Source organism: Nocardia sp. NPDC059240 (assembly GCF_042753865.1).
In the GTDB taxonomy this organism is placed as follows: domain Bacteria; phylum Actinomycetota; class Actinomycetes; order Mycobacteriales; family Mycobacteriaceae; genus Nocardia.
Genome location: NZ_JBHZAC010000005.1, coordinates 45,673 through 61,376, shown reverse-complemented (window position 1 = coordinate 61,376; position 15,704 = coordinate 45,673). Strand labels below are relative to the sequence as shown.

Sequence of the window (15,704 nt, the reverse complement as noted above, 5' to 3'; positions counted from 1 at the left end):
TGTGAGTTCGGTGATCGAGATTGGTCACTATGAGCGACACTCAGACCGCCGTGCGGGCGGCGGAACCCGCAGAAGCAGTGACCGCGCCCGTCGTGGATGTGGTCGTTCCGGTGTACAACGAAGAGGTCGATCTGGGACCGTGCGTGCGCAGACTGCACGCGTTCCTCACCCTGAACTTCCCGTTCACGGCGCGAATCACGATCGCCGACAACGCCTCCACCGACAGCACCCTCGAGGTGGCCCGGCACCTGGCCGACCAGCTCGACGGCGTGCGCGTGGTGCACCTGGACCGCAAGGGCCGCGGTCGCGCGCTGCGCGAAGTCTGGCAGTCCTCCGACGCCGAGATCGTCGCCTACATGGACGTGGACCTGTCCACCGACCTGAACGCGCTGCTGCCGCTGGTCGCCCCGCTGGTGTCCGGACACTCCGACGTCGCCATCGGCACCCGGCTGGCCTCCTCCTCGCGGGTGGTGCGCGGGCCCAAGCGCGAAATCATCTCCCGCTGCTACAACCTCATCCTGCGCGCCTCGCTGCAGGCCAAGTTCTCCGACGCGCAGTGCGGCTTCAAGGCCATGCGCGGCGATGTCGCCAAGCTGGTGCTGCCGCTGGTCGAGGACGGCGAATGGTTCTTCGACACCGAACTGCTGGTGCTGGCCGAACGCATCGGACTGCGCATCCACGAGGTGCCGGTGGACTGGATCGACGACCCGGACTCCCGGGTGGACATCGTCGACACCGCCCGCAAGGACCTGCAGGGCGTGTGGCGGGTCGGCCGCGCGCTGACCACCGGCCGCCTGCCCATCAACGAGCTGCGCGCGGCCATCGGTCGGGAGCCGCTGGTGGAGGGCGTGCCGCTGGGCATGGTCGGGCAGCTGGTCCGCTTCGGCATCGTCGGCGTCACCTCCACCCTCGCCTACCTGCTGCTCTATGTGGTGCTGCAGGGCGTCATGGGCGCGCAGGCCGCCAACTTCCTGGCGCTGCTGGTCACCGCGATCGGCAATACCGCCGCCAACCGCGCCTTCACCTTCGGGGTCCGCGGCGGCAATCAGGCGGTGGCACACCACTTCCAGGGTCTGATCATCTTCGGCGTCGGCCTCGCGCTGACGAGTGGTTCGCTCTACACGCTGCATCACTGGGCGCCCGACGCGGCCGTCCATCTCGAGCTACTGGTGCTGGTGATCGCCAACCTGGTCGCGACGCTGCTCCGATTCGTGGGTCTGCGCTGGGTGTTCCGCAATGCCGGGAAGCATCCCACGCCCCAGGTGGTCGGGTGACCACGATCGTTCCCGCGCCCCGCGCGCTCACCGACGACGGATTCCGGCTGCTGCACGTCGATTTCCCCGGCCGCTGTGACCACGGCGACCTGCCCTGCTGGATGACCGACACCGACATACCCGTGCGACGAGACGACCGAGGAGGCGAACGATGACCGCGACACTGACCGAACGGCCCACCGCTCCACCCCCGGCGCCACCGACCGCGGCCCACGCCGATCGGCGCGAATACCTGGCCCTGGCCGCCCTGCTCGTCGGCACCGGCATCGCCTACCTGTGGAATCTGTCCGCCAACGGCTGGGCCAACTCCTTCTACGCCGCGGCCGTGCAAGCGGGTTCGGTGTCGTGGAAGGCCTTCTTCTTCGGCTCCTCCGACGCCGCCAACTCGATCACCGTGGACAAGACGCCACTGTCGCTGTGGCCCATGGAGCTCTCCGTGCGCGTCTTCGGACTGCACAGCTGGAGCATGCTGCTGCCGCAGGCCCTGCTCGGGGTGGCGTCGGTGGCGCTGCTGTGGGCGATCGTGCGACGCCACTTCGGGGCAAGCGCCGGACTGCTGGCCGGGCTGGTGCTGGCCGTGACACCCATTGCGGCCGTGATGTTCCGGTACAACAACCCCGACGCCATGCTGGTGCTGCTCATGCTCGCGGCGGCCTGGGCCATGACCCGGGCGCTGGCCGACGGCCGCTGGCGCTGGCTGCTGCTGACCGGTGCGTTCATCGGACTCGGCTTCCTGGCCAAGCAATTGCAGGTGCTGCTGGTGGTGCCCGCCCTGGCCCTCACCTACCTGATCGCGGGGCCGCCGAAGCTCGGCAAGCGCATCGCCCAGCTGTTCGGTGCGGCCGTGGGCATGGTGGCGGGCGCGGGCTGGTGGGTGCTGGTGGCCGAACTGTGGCCCGCCTCCGACCGCCCATATTTCGGTGGCTCGCAGCATAATTCGATCATCGAACTGACGCTCGGCTACAACGGTCTGGGTCGCCTCAACGGTGACGAGACCGGCAGTGTCGGCGGCTTCGGCGGCGGCGATATGCCGACCGGCGGTGGCGGCATGTGGGGTACGCCCGGTATCGGCAGGCTGTTCGAGCCCGCCCAGGCCGGTCAGATCGCCTGGTTGATTCCGGCCGCACTGATCGCGCTGGTGGTCGGACTCGTGCTGCGCGGCAAGGTGACCCGCACCGATCCGCAGCGTGCGACGCTGATCCTGTTCGGCGGCTGGCTGCTGGGCACCGGGCTGGTGTTCAGCTTCATGAAGGGCATCTTCCACCCGTATTACACGGTGGCGCTGGCACCCGCGGTGGCTGCGCTGGTCGGCATCGGTGCGGCCCTCGCTTGGCAGCATCGTGACCTGCTGTGGGTTCGGCTCAGTGCCGCCCTCATGCTGGGAGCGACCACCGCGACCGCGTGGATAGTCCTGTCCCGCAGTACTTCTTTCGTGCCGTGGCTGCGCTGGGTTGTGCTGGCGGGCGGCATCATCGCCACCTTGCTGTTGCTGATCCGCCTGCCGCGCAAGGCCGGTCTTGCTGTCGCGGCGGCCGCGGTGCTGGTCGGTCTGGCCGCGCCTACCGCCTATGCGATCGACGGCATCGCCACGGCCCACTCCGGACCGATGCCCTCGGCGGGTCCGATGACGATGGGTGGCTGGGGCGGCCACGGCGGACCGCGCGGCGGCGGCCACGGCACGCCGAACGGTGCCAAGGCCGACGGCGGAGCCGGTGGTCAGCGCGGCAATGGCGGCCCCGGCGGAAATGCCGGGAACGACAGTGGCCCCGGCGGATTCGGCGGCGGCGCGGCGGGCAACATGATGATGGCGAGCAAGCCCAGCGATCGGGTCACCGCCCTGCTGGATGCCGACGGCTCGGACTACACCTGGGTGGCGGCGACCGTGAGCTCCAACTCGGCGGCCGGATTCCAGCTGGCGACCCAGCTGCCGGTCATGCCGGTCGGCGGCTTCAACGGCAGCGACCCGTCCCCGACGCTGGCCCAGTTCCAGGAGTACGTGCAGGTGGGCCGGATCCACTACTTCATCGCCGGCAGCCAGATGGGCGGCGGCGAGCGAGGCGGCAACACCAACAGCGAAAGCTCGCAGATCACCGCCTGGGTGAAGGCGCACTTCAACTCTCAGGAAGTGGACGGCATCACCCTCTACGACCTGACCGCACCGAAAACCGGATAACCGGCGGGCTTGCCACCGCCGACGCCGAGCGCCCGCACTCCTTGGAGTGCGGGCGCTCGGTCGTACATCGGTCTTCCGGTCCGTCCCAAACGATCTCACTCCCTCGATAGAATTCATGTGACGCCCACCACAATTCAGGGATCGCGCATGAGCACGCCGCACCCCCTCAGCGATGACCACCGAGAAGCCTTCTGGCGCAGATCCGGCTGGGATCCGGCCTTGCCCGCGCTGGAGCGGGCGGCCATCGAACGTCGCTGGGACGATGAATCCATCGAGCTGGCAGAGATTTCGGCTTCTAGCCGACGGTGGCACGGACGGCCTCCGCGACCGCGTGGAAGTCCTTGGACAGGATCTTGGAGTGGTTGCTGCCGACCTGGGCGTTGATGGTCAGGTTCGGGTTGACCGCGAGGCACGGGGTCAGCGAGTCCCGCACCGCCGCCATTTCCGCCTCGGTCGCACCGAGGTTGGCGCCATTGGCGACCACGTAGCGGACCGGGACGGTGAGCCGCTCCAGCACCGGGGCGAGGGCGGCGCAGAGCAGATTGAGTTCGATATTGACCTCGGCGTGCTGATCCGCGCTCATCCGCGCGGCCAGGTGCAGCGGCCGCAGGATCGGCATCATCGGGCCCATCTTCTGGAACATGGCGCGGATGCGGTCCAGGTCTTCCTGGCTGGTGAGGCCGAAGGGCATCGCGCCGTCGGCGGAGACCACGCCGATGACCCGCTCGGGGTTGCGGTCGGCCCAGTGCACGGCGACCAGTGCACCGTAGGACCAGCCGACCAGGATGGCGCGCCGTACGCCGCGGGCGGCGAGGACGGCGTCGATATCGCGGACGCAGGCTTCGAAGGAGTAGTCGGCGGAGGTCTGCGACTTGCCGCGGGCCCGCTCGTCGAAGGTGATGTGGCGGAAGCCGGGGCCGAGGTCGGCGATGACCTTCTTCCAGTTCTTACGGGTGGCGTAGGAACCGTTGAGGTACAGGACCGGGGTGCCGTTGCCGCCGGTGTCGGTGACGGCCAAAGCGGTGTCCTCGACCTGCACCATGCCGGTCCAGGTGGTGTCGTTGCTGCGGGTGGTGGCGTTCATCGCGGTACTCCTTGTTCGTGTCCCGGCCCTTGGGGGCCGGGATCGCTGTGATGTGAGTACTTTCGCGAGTTCGGCTGACACCGGCCTGATGTCGAGCTGACATGTCGGCCGGGGCCGTGTAGGACCGCGGATCAGTTCGAGATGCCGGGTGTGCGACGCAGATAGGTGTCGTCGGAAAGCTGTTCCACCAGGAAGTTCGCGATATCGGCGCGCGAGATCTTCAGGGTCAGGCCGGTTTCCGTGGCGGAGAAGCCGCGGCGGAAATTGCCGGTGGCGGGGCCGTCGGTGAAGGCGCTGGGCCGCACGATCGTCCAGTCCAGGTCGCTGGCCACCACGTACTGTTCCTGCACCACGTGGTCGGCGTACGCCTGGCGCAGCAGCATGCCGAACATGACGTACTTCCAGACGAAGTTCAGGTTGCCGCGGCTGTCGCCGACACCCAGGGAGGACTGGCAGATCAGGCGCTTGACCCCGGTCCGATCCATGGCCTCGATGATGCGGCGGGTGCCCTCGGCGCGGACCACGCCCTTGCGGCCCGCGCCCAGGGTGACGATCACCGCGTCCTGGCCGATGACCGTGCGCTCCACGGCGGCCGGGTCCAGGACGTCGCCGACCTCGACGCGCAACCGCTCGTGCGGGGTACTGATGTGCGCGGGATCGCGGGTCAGCACGGTGACCTGATGCCCGGACGCGAGGGCGCGTGCGACGACGTGGCGACCGACGGTCCCGGTGGCTCCGAAAATGGCTACCTTCATGGCTCTCACCTCGTGAAATTCGTTGTCGGGAAGGTGATTCCAGTACATCAACGGAAGCTGCCGGGAAACATCGCCACGCGTCTCGCGAACATGCGAGATCAGCTCAGGGGAGCGAAGAACTCACGAATATCGGCGACCAGGACATCGGTGGCCTCGTGCGCGGCGTAGTGCCCGGCCGCATCGTTCGGGCTGGTGGAGCGGGACGAATTCACGTCGTAGGCATGCCAGCTCACGATGTTCTTGTGATCGCGGTCGGCGAAGCGACGCATGGACTGGAAGTCGCCCTTGAACATGGCCAGCCCGGTCGGCACGGTGGTCGGACCCGGCGTGCGCTCGGTGTCGTGGGCGTCCTCCCAGTAGAAGCGGATCGAGGAGGCGGCCGTGCCGGTCAGCCAGTAGATCGCCACATTGCCGATGATGAATTCGGCGTCGAGGCTCTCGCCCATGAGCTGGGAGTTCCAGCCCAGCAGGCCGATCGGTGAATCCGAGATCGCGAAGGCCAGGGTTTGCGGCTGCTGGCTGTGCAGGGTGTTGAAGCTGAACTTGTTGTCCATGAACCACTGCAGATGCCCCAGCGCCGCCATGTCCTCCTGGGACAGCTCCGCCATCTCGGCCGGATCGCCGGAGGGGAACGAGAACAGCTGCGTCACATGCATTCCCAGCAGCCGATCGGGGGCGATGCGGGCCATCTCCGGTGCGACCATCGAGCCCGCGTCATTGCCGATCGCGGCGAAACGCTGGTAGCCGAGCCGGACCATGAGGTCCACGAAGGCGCGGGCGGTCCGGCGGGTGCCCCAGCCGGTGCTGCGGGTCGGGCCGGAGAAACCGAAGCCCGGCAGCGAGGGGATGACCAGGTGGAAAGCCGGGGCCGCGGCGTCTTCGGGGTTGGTCAGCGGTTCGATGACATCCAGGTACTCGAGGATCGACCCGGGCCAGCCGTGGATCAGCACGGCCGGGACGGCATCGGCTCGGGGTGAGCGGACATGCAGGAAGTGGATGTCCTCGCCGTCGATCTCGGTGGTGAACTGCGGGTAGGCGTTGAGCTCGGATTCCAGGGCCCGCCAATCGAATTCCGCCAGCCAGTACTGCGCGAGCCCGCGCACCCGGTCGACGGTGACGCCGTAGGAGTCGCCCACGCCCGGCAGCTCATTGGGGAACAGCGCCTTGCGCAGCCGCTCGTTCAGATCGTCGAGCTGGGCCTGGGGGACGTCGATGCGGAAGGGGCGGATGGCGGAGGCGGCGGTCTGGGCGTTCATCATTCTCTCCTCAGTGGAACGGAATGTTTCGTTCTGTTTCAACCATAACGGAACGGATCATTCCGTTCAAGTGGTATTCTCGGATCCATGGCGAAGACAGTCGAACCCGCAGCTCAGCGCGCCCTCCCGGGCCGCAAGGCCCAGGCCGCCCGCAATGACGAACTCATCCTGGCCGCCGCGCGCGACGTCTTCCTGGCCGAACCCAAGGCCCCGATCTCGGCCGTCGCGGAACGCGCGGGTGTCGGCATCAGCGCGCTCTACCGCCGCTACCCGAGCAAAGAGGAACTACTGCGCACCCTCTGCTACGACGGCCTGCGCCGCTACAACACGGAAGCCGAAGCGGCCCTGGAGAATTCCGACGACTGGAGCGCGCTGGTCGAGTTCCTGCAGCGGATAGTGGACGCCGACGTGCACTCGTTGACCACGCATCTGGCCGGCACCTTCACCCCCGACGAGTCGATCGTCCCCGACGTCCGCCGCTCGGCCGAACTCAATGCGGAACTCCTGCGCCGGGCCCGGGAATCCGGCCGACTGCGTCCCGGCGTCACCGTCGCCGACCTCGGCCTGATCCTCGAATCCTGTGCCGCCATCGCCCTGCCCGATCCTGAACGCACAGCACAACTCCGCCGCCGAGTATTGGCCCTGCTCATCGACGGCCTCGCCACCCCCGGCGACCTCCCGGGCCCACCCCCCGAGCCCGGCGAATTCGCCCACCGCTGGCAGCGCCGCGGCCAATGACGGCAATGCCTCCCCGGATCGGGTGAGCGGCGGCGATAGCGTGGACGCATGGAAATCCTCGCCTACGGCGTGCAGGCCGATGAGAAGCCCATGCTGCGTGCGGCCCTCGACGGGCGGTACGGCATCCGGATGCTCGAGGAGTTTCTGAACCGGAACACGGCCCCGCTGGCAGCGGGATACGAGGTGGTCAGCACCAGCGTCAACGCCCAACTGGACGCCGAGGTGCTGCGCACGCTCGCCGCCGGCGGCACTCGCATGATCGCCCAGCGCTCAACGGGTTTCAACAATATCGATCTCGAGGTCGCGGCAGAACTCGGGCTCACCGTCGCCCGGGTGTCGTACTACTCGCCGTACGCGGTGGCCGAATTCGCCTGGACGCTGGCCATGGCGGTGAACCGGCGCATCATCCGGGCCGCGAACCGGACCCGTGAATTCGATTTCCGCTTGGACGGATTGATGGGCCGGGATATTCACGGCATGACCATCGGGGTGATCGGCACCGGGAAGATCGGCGAATGCTTCGCCCGCATCGCGCACGGCTTCGGCACCCGCCTGCTGGGCTGGGATGTGGCGGAGAATCCTTGCTGCCGTGACGAATTGGGGATGACCTATACGGAACTCGAGACGCTGCTCGGCGAGTCCGACATCGTGTCACTGCATGTGCCGCTGTTGAGCGCCACCCGTCACCTCATCGACGCGAAGGCCCTCGATCGCATGAAACCCGGTGCGCTGCTGATCAACAGCAGCCGGGGCGGGCTGGTCGACGCCAATGCTCTGCTCGAAACGCTGCGCACCGGCAAGCTGGGCGGTGTCGGACTGGATGTCTACGAGGAGGAGACGGGCCTGTTCTTCTTCGACCGCTCGGTCACCGGCATCGCCGACGACACCCTGGCCCGCCTGATGACCATCCCGAACGTCCTGGTCACCTCGCATCAGGCGTATTTCACCGCCACCGCGGTCGGCCAGATCATCGACACCACCCTCGGCAATATCGACGATTACCTCGCCGGACGACGCTCGGAAAACACGCTGGTTCCCGTGGACTGAACAATGATGAATCCGGTGTCTCGGCTCCGACTTCCAGAGGAACGCCCCGATCGGAAGGATTTGTCATGAACTGGACACTCGAAGTGGTCGTCGTCCCCGTCTCCGACGTCGACCGCGCCAAGGACTTCTACAGCGACAAGCTCGGCTTCCACGTCGACCACGATGTGCGCCCTGGCAATGGCATGCGCATCGTCCAACTCACTCCGCCGGGCTCCGCCTGCTCGATCGTCATCGGGGAGGGGGTGGTCCCGAAGATGGAACCCGGCTATCTGAAGGGTCTGCAACTGGTCGTGCCGGATATCAAGGCCGCCCACGCCGAACTGGTCGAGCGTGGAGTCGATGTCACCGACGTTCAGGTGCTGGGCGAGAACCCGAACTCCGGGGGCGATGCCCTGGACAACGTCGGTTTCGTGTTCTTCGACGACCCGGACGGCAATAGCTGGGCCGTACAGCAGATTTCGAACCGGGCCTGAAACAGCTCGGGGCGGGTGGCTCGAAAGCCGCCCGCCCCGAACAGGATTCGGTGCCGTCAGACGATGGGCAGGTACACCTTGTTGCCCGCGTCGGCGAATTCGACGGACTTCTCGGCCATGCCCGCCTCGATGGCGGACACGTCGGTGAGGCCGTGCTTCTCGGCGTAGTCACGCACGTCCTGCGAGATGCGCATGGAGCAGAACTTCGGACCGCACATGGAGCAGAAGTGGGCGGTCTTGGCGGGCTCCGCGGGCATGGTCTCGTCGTGGTACTCGCGCGCGGTGTCGGGGTCCAGCGCGAGGTTGAACTGGTCGGTCCAGCGGAACTCGAAGCGCGCCTTGGACAGTTCGTTGTCGCGGTCCTGGGCGCGCGGGTGCTGCTTGGCCAGGTCGGCGGAGTGGGCGGCGATCTTGTAGGTGATCACGCCGACCTTCACGTCGTCGCGGTTGGGCAGGCCCAGGTGCTCCTTGGGCGTCACGTAGCAGAGCATCGCGGTGCCGGCCTGGGCGATGATGGCCGCGCCGATCGCCGAGGTGATGTGGTCGTAGGCGGGCGCGATATCGGTGGCCAGCGGGCCGAGGGTGTAGAACGGAGCCTCCTCGCAGAGCTCCTCCTCCAGCCGCACGTTCTCCACGATCTTGTGCATCGGCACGTGGCCGGGGCCCTCGATCATCACCTGCACGCCATAGGATTTCGCGATCTTGGTGAGCTCGCCCAGGGTGCGCAGCTCGGCGAACTGGGCCTCGTCATTGGCGTCCGCGATGGAGCCGGGACGCAGGCCGTCGCCGAGGGAGAAGGTGATGTCGTACTTCGCGAGGATCTCGCACAGCTCGGCGAAGTTGGTGTACAGGAACGATTCCTGGTGATGCGCCAGACACCACGCGGCCATGATGGAACCACCGCGCGAGACGATGCCGGTGACACGCTTGGCCGCGAGCGGCACGTAGCGCAGCAGCACGCCCGCGTGCACCGTCATGTAGTCGACGCCCTGCTCGGCCTGCTCGATCACGGTGTCGCGGTACATCTCCCACGTCAGCTTGGTGGGATCGCCGTTCACCTTCTCGAGCGCCTGGTAGATCGGCACGGTGCCCACCGGGACGGGGGAGTTGCGCAGGATCCACTCGCGGGTCTCGTGAATGTTCTTGCCGGTGGAGAGATCCATGATGGTGTCGGCGCCCCAGCGGGTGGCCCACACCATCTTCTCGACCTCTTCGGCGATGGAGGAGCTCACGGCCGAGTTGCCGATGTTCGCGTTGATCTTCACGGCGAACTTCTTGCCGATGATCATCGGCTCGGACTCGGGATGCTTGTGGTTGGCGGGGATCACGGCGCGACCGGCGGCGACCTCGTCGCGAACCAGTTCCGGCGCAACGCCTTCACGCTTGGCGATGTAGTGCATCTCGGCGGTGATCACGCCCTGACGCGCCCAGTTGAGCTGCGTCGGCGGTCCGTCGACCTGCGGCTTGTCCCACTCGTCGCGGATCTTGGGGAGCCCGCCCTCGAGGTCGATGGTGGCGGTGTCGTCGGTGTACGGACCCGAGGTGTCGTACACGTCGAAGTGCTCGCCGTTGGTCAGGTTGATGCGTCGCACCGGCACGTTCAGGGTCGTGCCGTCGGCCTCGACCTGCTCGTAGTGCTTGACGCTGCCCTGGATGGGGCCGGTTGTCACGGTGTCGACTGGCCCTGCGTTGCTCTTGCCATTGGACACAGGGCTGCTGGAGACACGGCTGGATGACATTTGAATCCTCCCTACGCCGGCATTACCCGGTCAGGTTCATACGGTCGACGGCCCTAGCCGTCCTCTCAGCCCGCTGGTGCGAGCCCCCGTTGGCAATACGTACTTCTTCCGAGGCGACCATACCCGGTCCCGGGACGCGAACGACCCGGGACCGTGGAATATACGATCCGGTCTGATCAGCGCTCTTGTGGCCCGATGGGCCAGCCGAGCGCACCGAAGGCGGCGTTCAGGCTGATCTCGGTCTGGGTGGCCAAGGCATCCAGGTTGGCCAGCATCGTGACGACATTGTCGGTGCGGCAGCCCACCGGATCGACCGCGCCGGGAGCCAGCCGCGACTTGATCCAGTTGAAGGCATCGGCCATGCCGAGCGTGGTGAGCGTCAGATGCTCGCTGAGGTGATCGCGCTTGTAGTAGACGGAAGTGCCACCGTCACACCACTGTTGAACCATGCGGTCGTTGGTGTACCACGGCACCGCCTCGTCGTAGACGCCTTGATAGACCATGGTCGGCGCGGTCGGCGGATTGCTGCCCAGCACGGTCGAATCGAAGACCTCCTTGATCTCCGGCAACGCCAGGAAGTCCGCGATCGGGATGGTCATCATCCGCTGATAGTCGGTGAACATCAGGTTCAGCACATTGCGCACCAGACACTGATTCGCGGTGCGGTCCATGATCGCCCGCCCCTCCGGCGTCAGGTACCTGTCGGTGGTCTCCGCGAACTTCGGGTACGCGTTGCGCAGTGACGCGATGCCGACGCCGATCAGGCTGGCGAACATGGAACCGTTGACGTGCAACAGGGATTCGACATCCGAGACGGGCGCACCCATGGCGATGGCCTTGACGTTCAGTTCCGGCGCATAGCTCGGCTGCATCTCCGCCGCCCAGCCGCTGCCCATGCCGCCACCGGAGTAACCCCACAGGGCGACAGGCGTATTCGCGCCGTCCAGCCCCAGCGGCTGGAATGCCTCGGCGGCGCGCACGCTGTCGAGGATCAGGTAGCCGGGTTCCTTGGCGACCGCGAGATGCCCGTTCATCCCCTCGTAGTCGGGCACATTGATGGCGTAACCCTGGCTGATGGAAGCCGCCAGTTCCAGGTATTCGACCGTGGAGTGGATGCCTTCGAGGGCGGGCAGCCCGCCGCCCTGCTGCAGCACGAACGAGGGTGCGCAATTCGGCGAGGTGCTGTCGTAGAAGAACTGGTGTGAGACCAGCGGCCTGCCGTGAGAAGTGTTGGCCCCCTCCGGAATCGCCACCGTGGTGGCGGCGACCGTCGGCTGCCCGAACAGGTCGGTGGTGCGGTAGAGCAACTGCCAGGACCGCACGTGCACGGGCAGCACGGTGAGCACCGCCAACTGCACTTCACGGCTGCGCAGAATGGTGCCCGGATCGGCGCTCTCGAACCCGTCGGGCGCTTGATAGAACGAATCCACATTCAGCGGTTCCGGTTGCGCGGCAGCCGATCCCGCGCCGAGGCCGCCTATCAGTACGGCCGAAGCTGCCGTCAATGCCGTCGCGAGGGCGACTGCGAGCAGCCGCCTACCCCGGGTCCGGCGATCCCCTGCGATTGCCACGTCTCTGTTCCCTTCCTGGACGTGACAGCGATTACAACACGGTATCCACTTACCAACAAGATGTCTTTCTGAAATGAGCTTGGCTATCGTCTAGGCATGTCCCGCAGCAAATCTGCCGCGCCGACCGACCGGACCGCCGTACCCAGCGACCGGACACCGGTGGCACGGCGCCGGATCCGCGGCCTCGACGCCGACGAGCGCAGCGCCCAGCGCCGCCGTCAGCTCCTCATCGCTGCCACCGATCTCTTTGCCCGCCAGAGTTATTCGCTGACCTCGATCGAACAGATCTGTCAGCACGCCTACGTCGGCACCAAGGGCTTCTACGATCACTTCGACAGCAAAGAGGCGTGCTACACCGCCCTGCTGGAACAAATCAGCACCGGCATCCAGCAACGCGTGGCCCAGACCGCCGTCGAGACGGCCGACGCGGACTGGCCCACCCGCCGTGCCGCCATCGTCGCCGCCTTCGTCCACGCCATCGCCGACGACCCCCGCCTCGCCAAGGTCACCTTCGGCGAAGCCGGCGGCATCTCCCCGGCCGTCGAGGCCCAACGCCGCTCCAACCGCCGCTGGTCCGCCGAATTCCTCAAACACCAATGGCTCCAAGGCAACCCGGACACCGACCGCACCCTCCTCCCGCTCGCCCTTGCGACCATCGGCGGCATGTTCGAACTCGTCGCCGACTGGCTCCACCACCACGACGACGGCGGCGCCCCCGATTCCGTCGAAACCCTCACCGCCGACCTGACCCACTTCGTCGCAGTCGTCGACGCCGGGCGCTCTCGCGTCTGAGCGGCGATGGCCTCACCCGAGCGAGGTAGGTGGAAGCAAGGCTTGTTCGGCGGCTGCCGCGAATTCCAGGCAGCCGGCGTAGCGCTGATCCGGCTTCTTCGCGAGGGCTGTCGCGATGACCTGGTCGAAGGCGACCGGCAGGCCCCACAGCTGTTGGCTCGGTCGAGGTGGTGACGCGGCGAGATGACTTCTGACGAGGGTCGGCAGTCGGTCACCCCGAAATGGTGGTCGGCCCACGAGCATTCGGTACAGCGTGCACCCGAGGTAGTAGATGTCGGTGCGGCTGTCGATGTCGTTCCCGCTCAACACCTCCGGGGCCGCCCACGGTAGCGGCGGGAGCTCGCCGGTGCGGGGGTTGGTCACGTCCGGGAGCAGGCCGCTACCGAAGTTGATGATGACCGGGCGTTCCTGGTCGCCGTCGGATTCCAACAGAATGTTCGAGGGCACGATGCGACGATGCACGATGCCGCGGCGGTGAGCGTGGTCGAGGCCTTCGGCGATCTGACGACACAGCCACACCGCATGATCCGCCGCAAGGTGACCGCCTTCCTTGTCGAGCAGGGATTGCAAGGAGTTGCCGCCGGGGATGTACCGTGCGGCAACCCAGAGTGTGCGGTCGCCGATCCGGCTGTGGTCATGAACCCGGGCGATATTGGGGTGATCCAATTGCCGGACTCGATCCAACTCGTGCACGAATTGCCGGTGCGATTCATGCTTGGGTCGTTCGTCCTGGCAACCGATTTTCACCGCGAGGAGGCCGGGAACCTGCGGGTGCCACGCCGAGTACACCGACCATTGAGGATTTTTGGACAGCTGCTGACGAAGGCGGTAGCCCGCGAACAGTTTTCCCGCCGACTCCTTCGCCGTGGTGCCAGGACGCGGAATGCGGCGCGGCGTTCCCGCGGGATCCCGGGGGCCCGCGGACCAGCCGACGAGAGCGGTCTGGGCGGCGGCGGCCATATCGAGGCAGGAGCCGAACCGATCGGCTGGTCGTTTCGCGAGCGCGGTGGCGATGACGGAATCCAAACCGGCGGGCAGCTCGCTCAGCTGCTTGCTCGGGCGAGGCGGCGTGGCGGTCAGGTGGGCGCCCATGATGGCGGCGAGATCGCTTGCCGGATAAGGCTTCTTGCCGGTGAGGAGCTCGTAGAGCGTGCAACCGAGGGAGTACACATCCGAGCGGTGATCGATGACCGCCTGCGAGTCGAACCGTTCCGGCGCGGCGTACGCGTAGGTCATCGGTGCGGACTTGGTCGAGCGTGTCGCGTCGAGCATGCGCGCGATCCCGAAATCCGTGACGACGACCCGTTCCTCGTCCCCGTCCCGATCCATGAGCAGGTTCAGCGGTTTCACATCCCGGTGCAGGATGCGATGGCGATGCGCGTGATCCAGTCCCCGGGCGGCCTGCGCAATCAAGCGGACCGCGCGGTCTGCTGCGAGTCGACCACCCTCGCGGGCAAGGAGATCCGCCATATCGCCCCCGGCCACATATCGCATCGAGATCCACAGGGCGTCGCCGTCCGGCCCGCTGTAGTCGTGGATGTGCACGATATTGGGGTGCTCGAGCGCGGCGATCAGGGTCGCCTCCCGGACGAACCGCCTGCGCAGTTCGCCGCCGGTCTCGTCGAGCAACACCTTCAGGGCGACCAGCCGGGGCAGACGCGGATGCCGGGCCAGATAGACACTCCCCATCCCGCCCGTACCCAGCAGTCGTTCGATCCGGTATCCCTCGAATACCGTGCCCGGCCGAAAGCTCACCCCCATCAAGCCTTTCTGTGACCCCGTTCACACGCATGATAGGCCGGTCGGTTGCCGGCGTGGGCGGCGAGCATGATCTCGCGGACGGTGTTGCGCAGCCAGGTGTGTGCCGGATCCGCTTCGTTGCGGGGGTGCCAGGCCAGGGCGTAAGGGAGGGGTGGGGTTTCGAGGGGGAGGTCGAAGCAGGTCAGGCCGAGTTGTTCGGCCATGGGGCGGGCACAGGCGGGGATGTTGCCGAGTAGGTCGCTGTTACGGAGGAAGAAGAGGGAGCCGGTGATGCCCGCTACCGAGGCTGTGACCTCGCGGCGGAGGTTCTGGCGGGCGAGAGCTTCGTCGATGGGGCCGGTGAGGCGGCCGCGGCGGGAGGCGGCGAGGTGGCGGGCCGTGACGTAGTCGTCGAGGCGGATTGTGTTGCCGCGCAGCAGGGGGTGGCCTGCGCGGGCCGCGCCGATCATGCGGTCCTCGAAGACCGGGGCGACGTGGATTTCGGGGGCGCGGTCGCCGATGATGCCCATTTCCAGGTCGGCGTGGCCGTCGCGGAGCATGGGGGTGTCGGTGTGGCCCTCGTTGAGGAAGCGGAGGGTGATGCCGGGGGCTTCGGCGGCCGCGCGTTCGACGAGGGTGGGGCCGAAGACGGCGGCCATGGCGTAGTGGGCCAGGACAGTCAGGTCACGGGTGACGGTGCGGATGTCGGTGGTGCGGGCCGAGGAGAAGAGGCGTTGCATGCGGTCGACCAGTTCGCGGACCTCGGGCTCGATGGCGAGGGCGTGCGGGGTGGGGACCATGATGCGGCCCGCGCGGACCAGGATCGGGTCGCCGATGCTGCGGCGGATGCGGCCCAAGGCGCGGCTGACCGCGGGTTCGGAGAGGCGCAGACGTTCGGCGGCACCGGTCACGCTGTGCTCGGTGAGCAGGGCATCCAGGGTGACCAGCAGGTTCAGGTCCAGGCCCCGGAGGTCGGTGGATTGCGTGCGGTGCATGTATTGAATGATAAAGATGCATTTGAGTAATGGCTTGGGCGGCTTTAGCGTGGAATTCGTTCCGTCC

Annotated in this window: 14 protein-coding genes and 1 riboswitch; of the genes, 7 read left to right on the top strand and 7 right to left on the bottom strand. The window is 67.0% G+C overall.

Features of this window, described 5'->3' with window-relative positions; translation table 11 throughout:
- Positions 1-29: 29 nt before the first annotated feature.
- The 3 genes from ACFXHA_RS19100 to ACFXHA_RS19090 are packed head-to-tail and all read left to right on the top strand — an operon-like array spanning position 30 to position 3,447.
- Complete coding sequence (locus ACFXHA_RS19100; RefSeq protein WP_379358443.1) at positions 30-1,274, top strand: glycosyltransferase; 1,245 nt, start codon at positions 30-32, stop codon at positions 1,272-1,274.
- Complete coding sequence (locus tag ACFXHA_RS19095; RefSeq protein WP_379358441.1) at positions 1,271-1,429, top strand: hypothetical protein; 159 nt, start codon at positions 1,271-1,273, stop codon at positions 1,427-1,429. The genes ACFXHA_RS19100 and ACFXHA_RS19095 overlap by 4 nt, the downstream gene beginning before the upstream one ends.
- Positions 1,426-3,447 carry an ArnT family glycosyltransferase gene (locus ACFXHA_RS19090; protein WP_379358439.1) on the top strand — a complete coding sequence of 674 codons (2,022 nt, stop codon included), beginning with the start codon at positions 1,426-1,428 and terminating at the stop codon, positions 3,445-3,447. Before ACFXHA_RS19095 ends, ACFXHA_RS19090 begins: the two co-directional genes overlap by 4 nt.
- Positions 3,448-3,742: 295 nt before the next feature.
- On the opposite strand, the gene ACFXHA_RS19085 is transcribed toward ACFXHA_RS19090, so the two are convergent.
- The 3 genes from ACFXHA_RS19085 to ACFXHA_RS19075 all read right to left on the bottom strand — a co-directional run bounded on the left by ACFXHA_RS19085 (position 3,743) and on the right by ACFXHA_RS19075 (position 6,542).
- Positions 3,743-4,531: an alpha/beta fold hydrolase gene (locus tag ACFXHA_RS19085; protein WP_379358437.1), complete on the bottom strand. Its 789-nt coding sequence runs from the start codon at positions 4,529-4,531 to the stop codon at positions 3,743-3,745.
- A gap of 131 nt (positions 4,532-4,662) precedes the next feature.
- The gene (locus tag ACFXHA_RS19080; protein ID WP_379358435.1) at positions 4,663-5,286 is read right to left on the bottom strand and encodes an NAD(P)-dependent oxidoreductase; all 624 of its coding nucleotides are present in this window, start codon (positions 5,284-5,286) and stop codon (positions 4,663-4,665) included.
- A 98-nt stretch (positions 5,287-5,384) separates the two neighbouring features.
- The gene (locus ACFXHA_RS19075) at positions 5,385-6,542 is read right to left on the bottom strand and encodes an epoxide hydrolase family protein (protein ID WP_379358433.1); all 1,158 of its coding nucleotides are present in this window, start codon (positions 6,540-6,542) and stop codon (positions 5,385-5,387) included.
- An 87-nt stretch (positions 6,543-6,629) separates the two neighbouring features.
- On the opposite strand from ACFXHA_RS19075, the gene ACFXHA_RS19070 reads away from it, so the two are divergent.
- From ACFXHA_RS19070 to ACFXHA_RS19060, 3 genes are all read left to right on the top strand, one after another.
- Positions 6,630-7,280, top strand: coding sequence for a TetR/AcrR family transcriptional regulator (locus tag ACFXHA_RS19070; RefSeq protein WP_379358431.1), 651 nt, complete (start codon positions 6,630-6,632; stop codon positions 7,278-7,280).
- A gap of 48 nt (positions 7,281-7,328) precedes the next feature.
- Positions 7,329-8,327, top strand: a complete 999-nt coding sequence (locus ACFXHA_RS19065) for a 2-hydroxyacid dehydrogenase (RefSeq protein ID WP_379358429.1) — start codon at positions 7,329-7,331, stop codon at positions 8,325-8,327.
- 65 nt (positions 8,328-8,392) lie between these two features.
- Complete coding sequence (locus ACFXHA_RS19060; RefSeq protein WP_379358427.1) at positions 8,393-8,800, top strand: VOC family protein; 408 nt, start codon at positions 8,393-8,395, stop codon at positions 8,798-8,800.
- 56 nt (positions 8,801-8,856) lie between these two features.
- Here ACFXHA_RS19060 and thiC read toward each other — a convergent pair whose 3' ends face one another.
- Positions 8,857-10,539 (bottom strand): phosphomethylpyrimidine synthase ThiC, encoded by a 1,683-nt coding sequence (gene thiC, locus ACFXHA_RS19055; RefSeq protein ID WP_379358425.1) that lies wholly within the window; start codon positions 10,537-10,539, stop codon positions 8,857-8,859.
- Positions 10,531-10,639: riboswitch (TPP riboswitch) on the bottom strand. Its footprint overlaps the gene before it by 9 nt.
- A gap of 76 nt (positions 10,640-10,715) precedes the next feature.
- Positions 10,716-12,110 (bottom strand): lipase family protein, encoded by a 1,395-nt coding sequence (locus ACFXHA_RS19050; RefSeq protein WP_379358423.1) that lies wholly within the window; start codon positions 12,108-12,110, stop codon positions 10,716-10,718.
- Between the two features lie 96 nt (positions 12,111-12,206).
- Between ACFXHA_RS19050 and ACFXHA_RS19045 the strand changes: the two genes are divergently transcribed.
- A complete protein-coding gene (locus tag ACFXHA_RS19045; RefSeq protein WP_379358421.1) occupies positions 12,207-12,902 on the top strand; it encodes a TetR/AcrR family transcriptional regulator in 696 nt (231 codons plus the stop codon).
- A 12-nt stretch (positions 12,903-12,914) separates the two neighbouring features.
- On the opposite strand, the gene ACFXHA_RS19040 is transcribed toward ACFXHA_RS19045, so the two are convergent.
- Both ACFXHA_RS19040 and ACFXHA_RS19035 read right to left on the bottom strand, forming a co-directional pair.
- Positions 12,915-14,657, bottom strand: a complete 1,743-nt coding sequence (locus ACFXHA_RS19040; RefSeq protein WP_379358419.1) for a serine/threonine-protein kinase — start codon at positions 14,655-14,657, stop codon at positions 12,915-12,917.
- A 5-nt stretch (positions 14,658-14,662) separates the two neighbouring features.
- Positions 14,663-15,637 (bottom strand): LysR family transcriptional regulator, encoded by a 975-nt coding sequence (locus ACFXHA_RS19035; RefSeq protein ID WP_379358417.1) that lies wholly within the window; start codon positions 15,635-15,637, stop codon positions 14,663-14,665.
- Positions 15,638-15,704 lie beyond the last annotated feature (67 nt).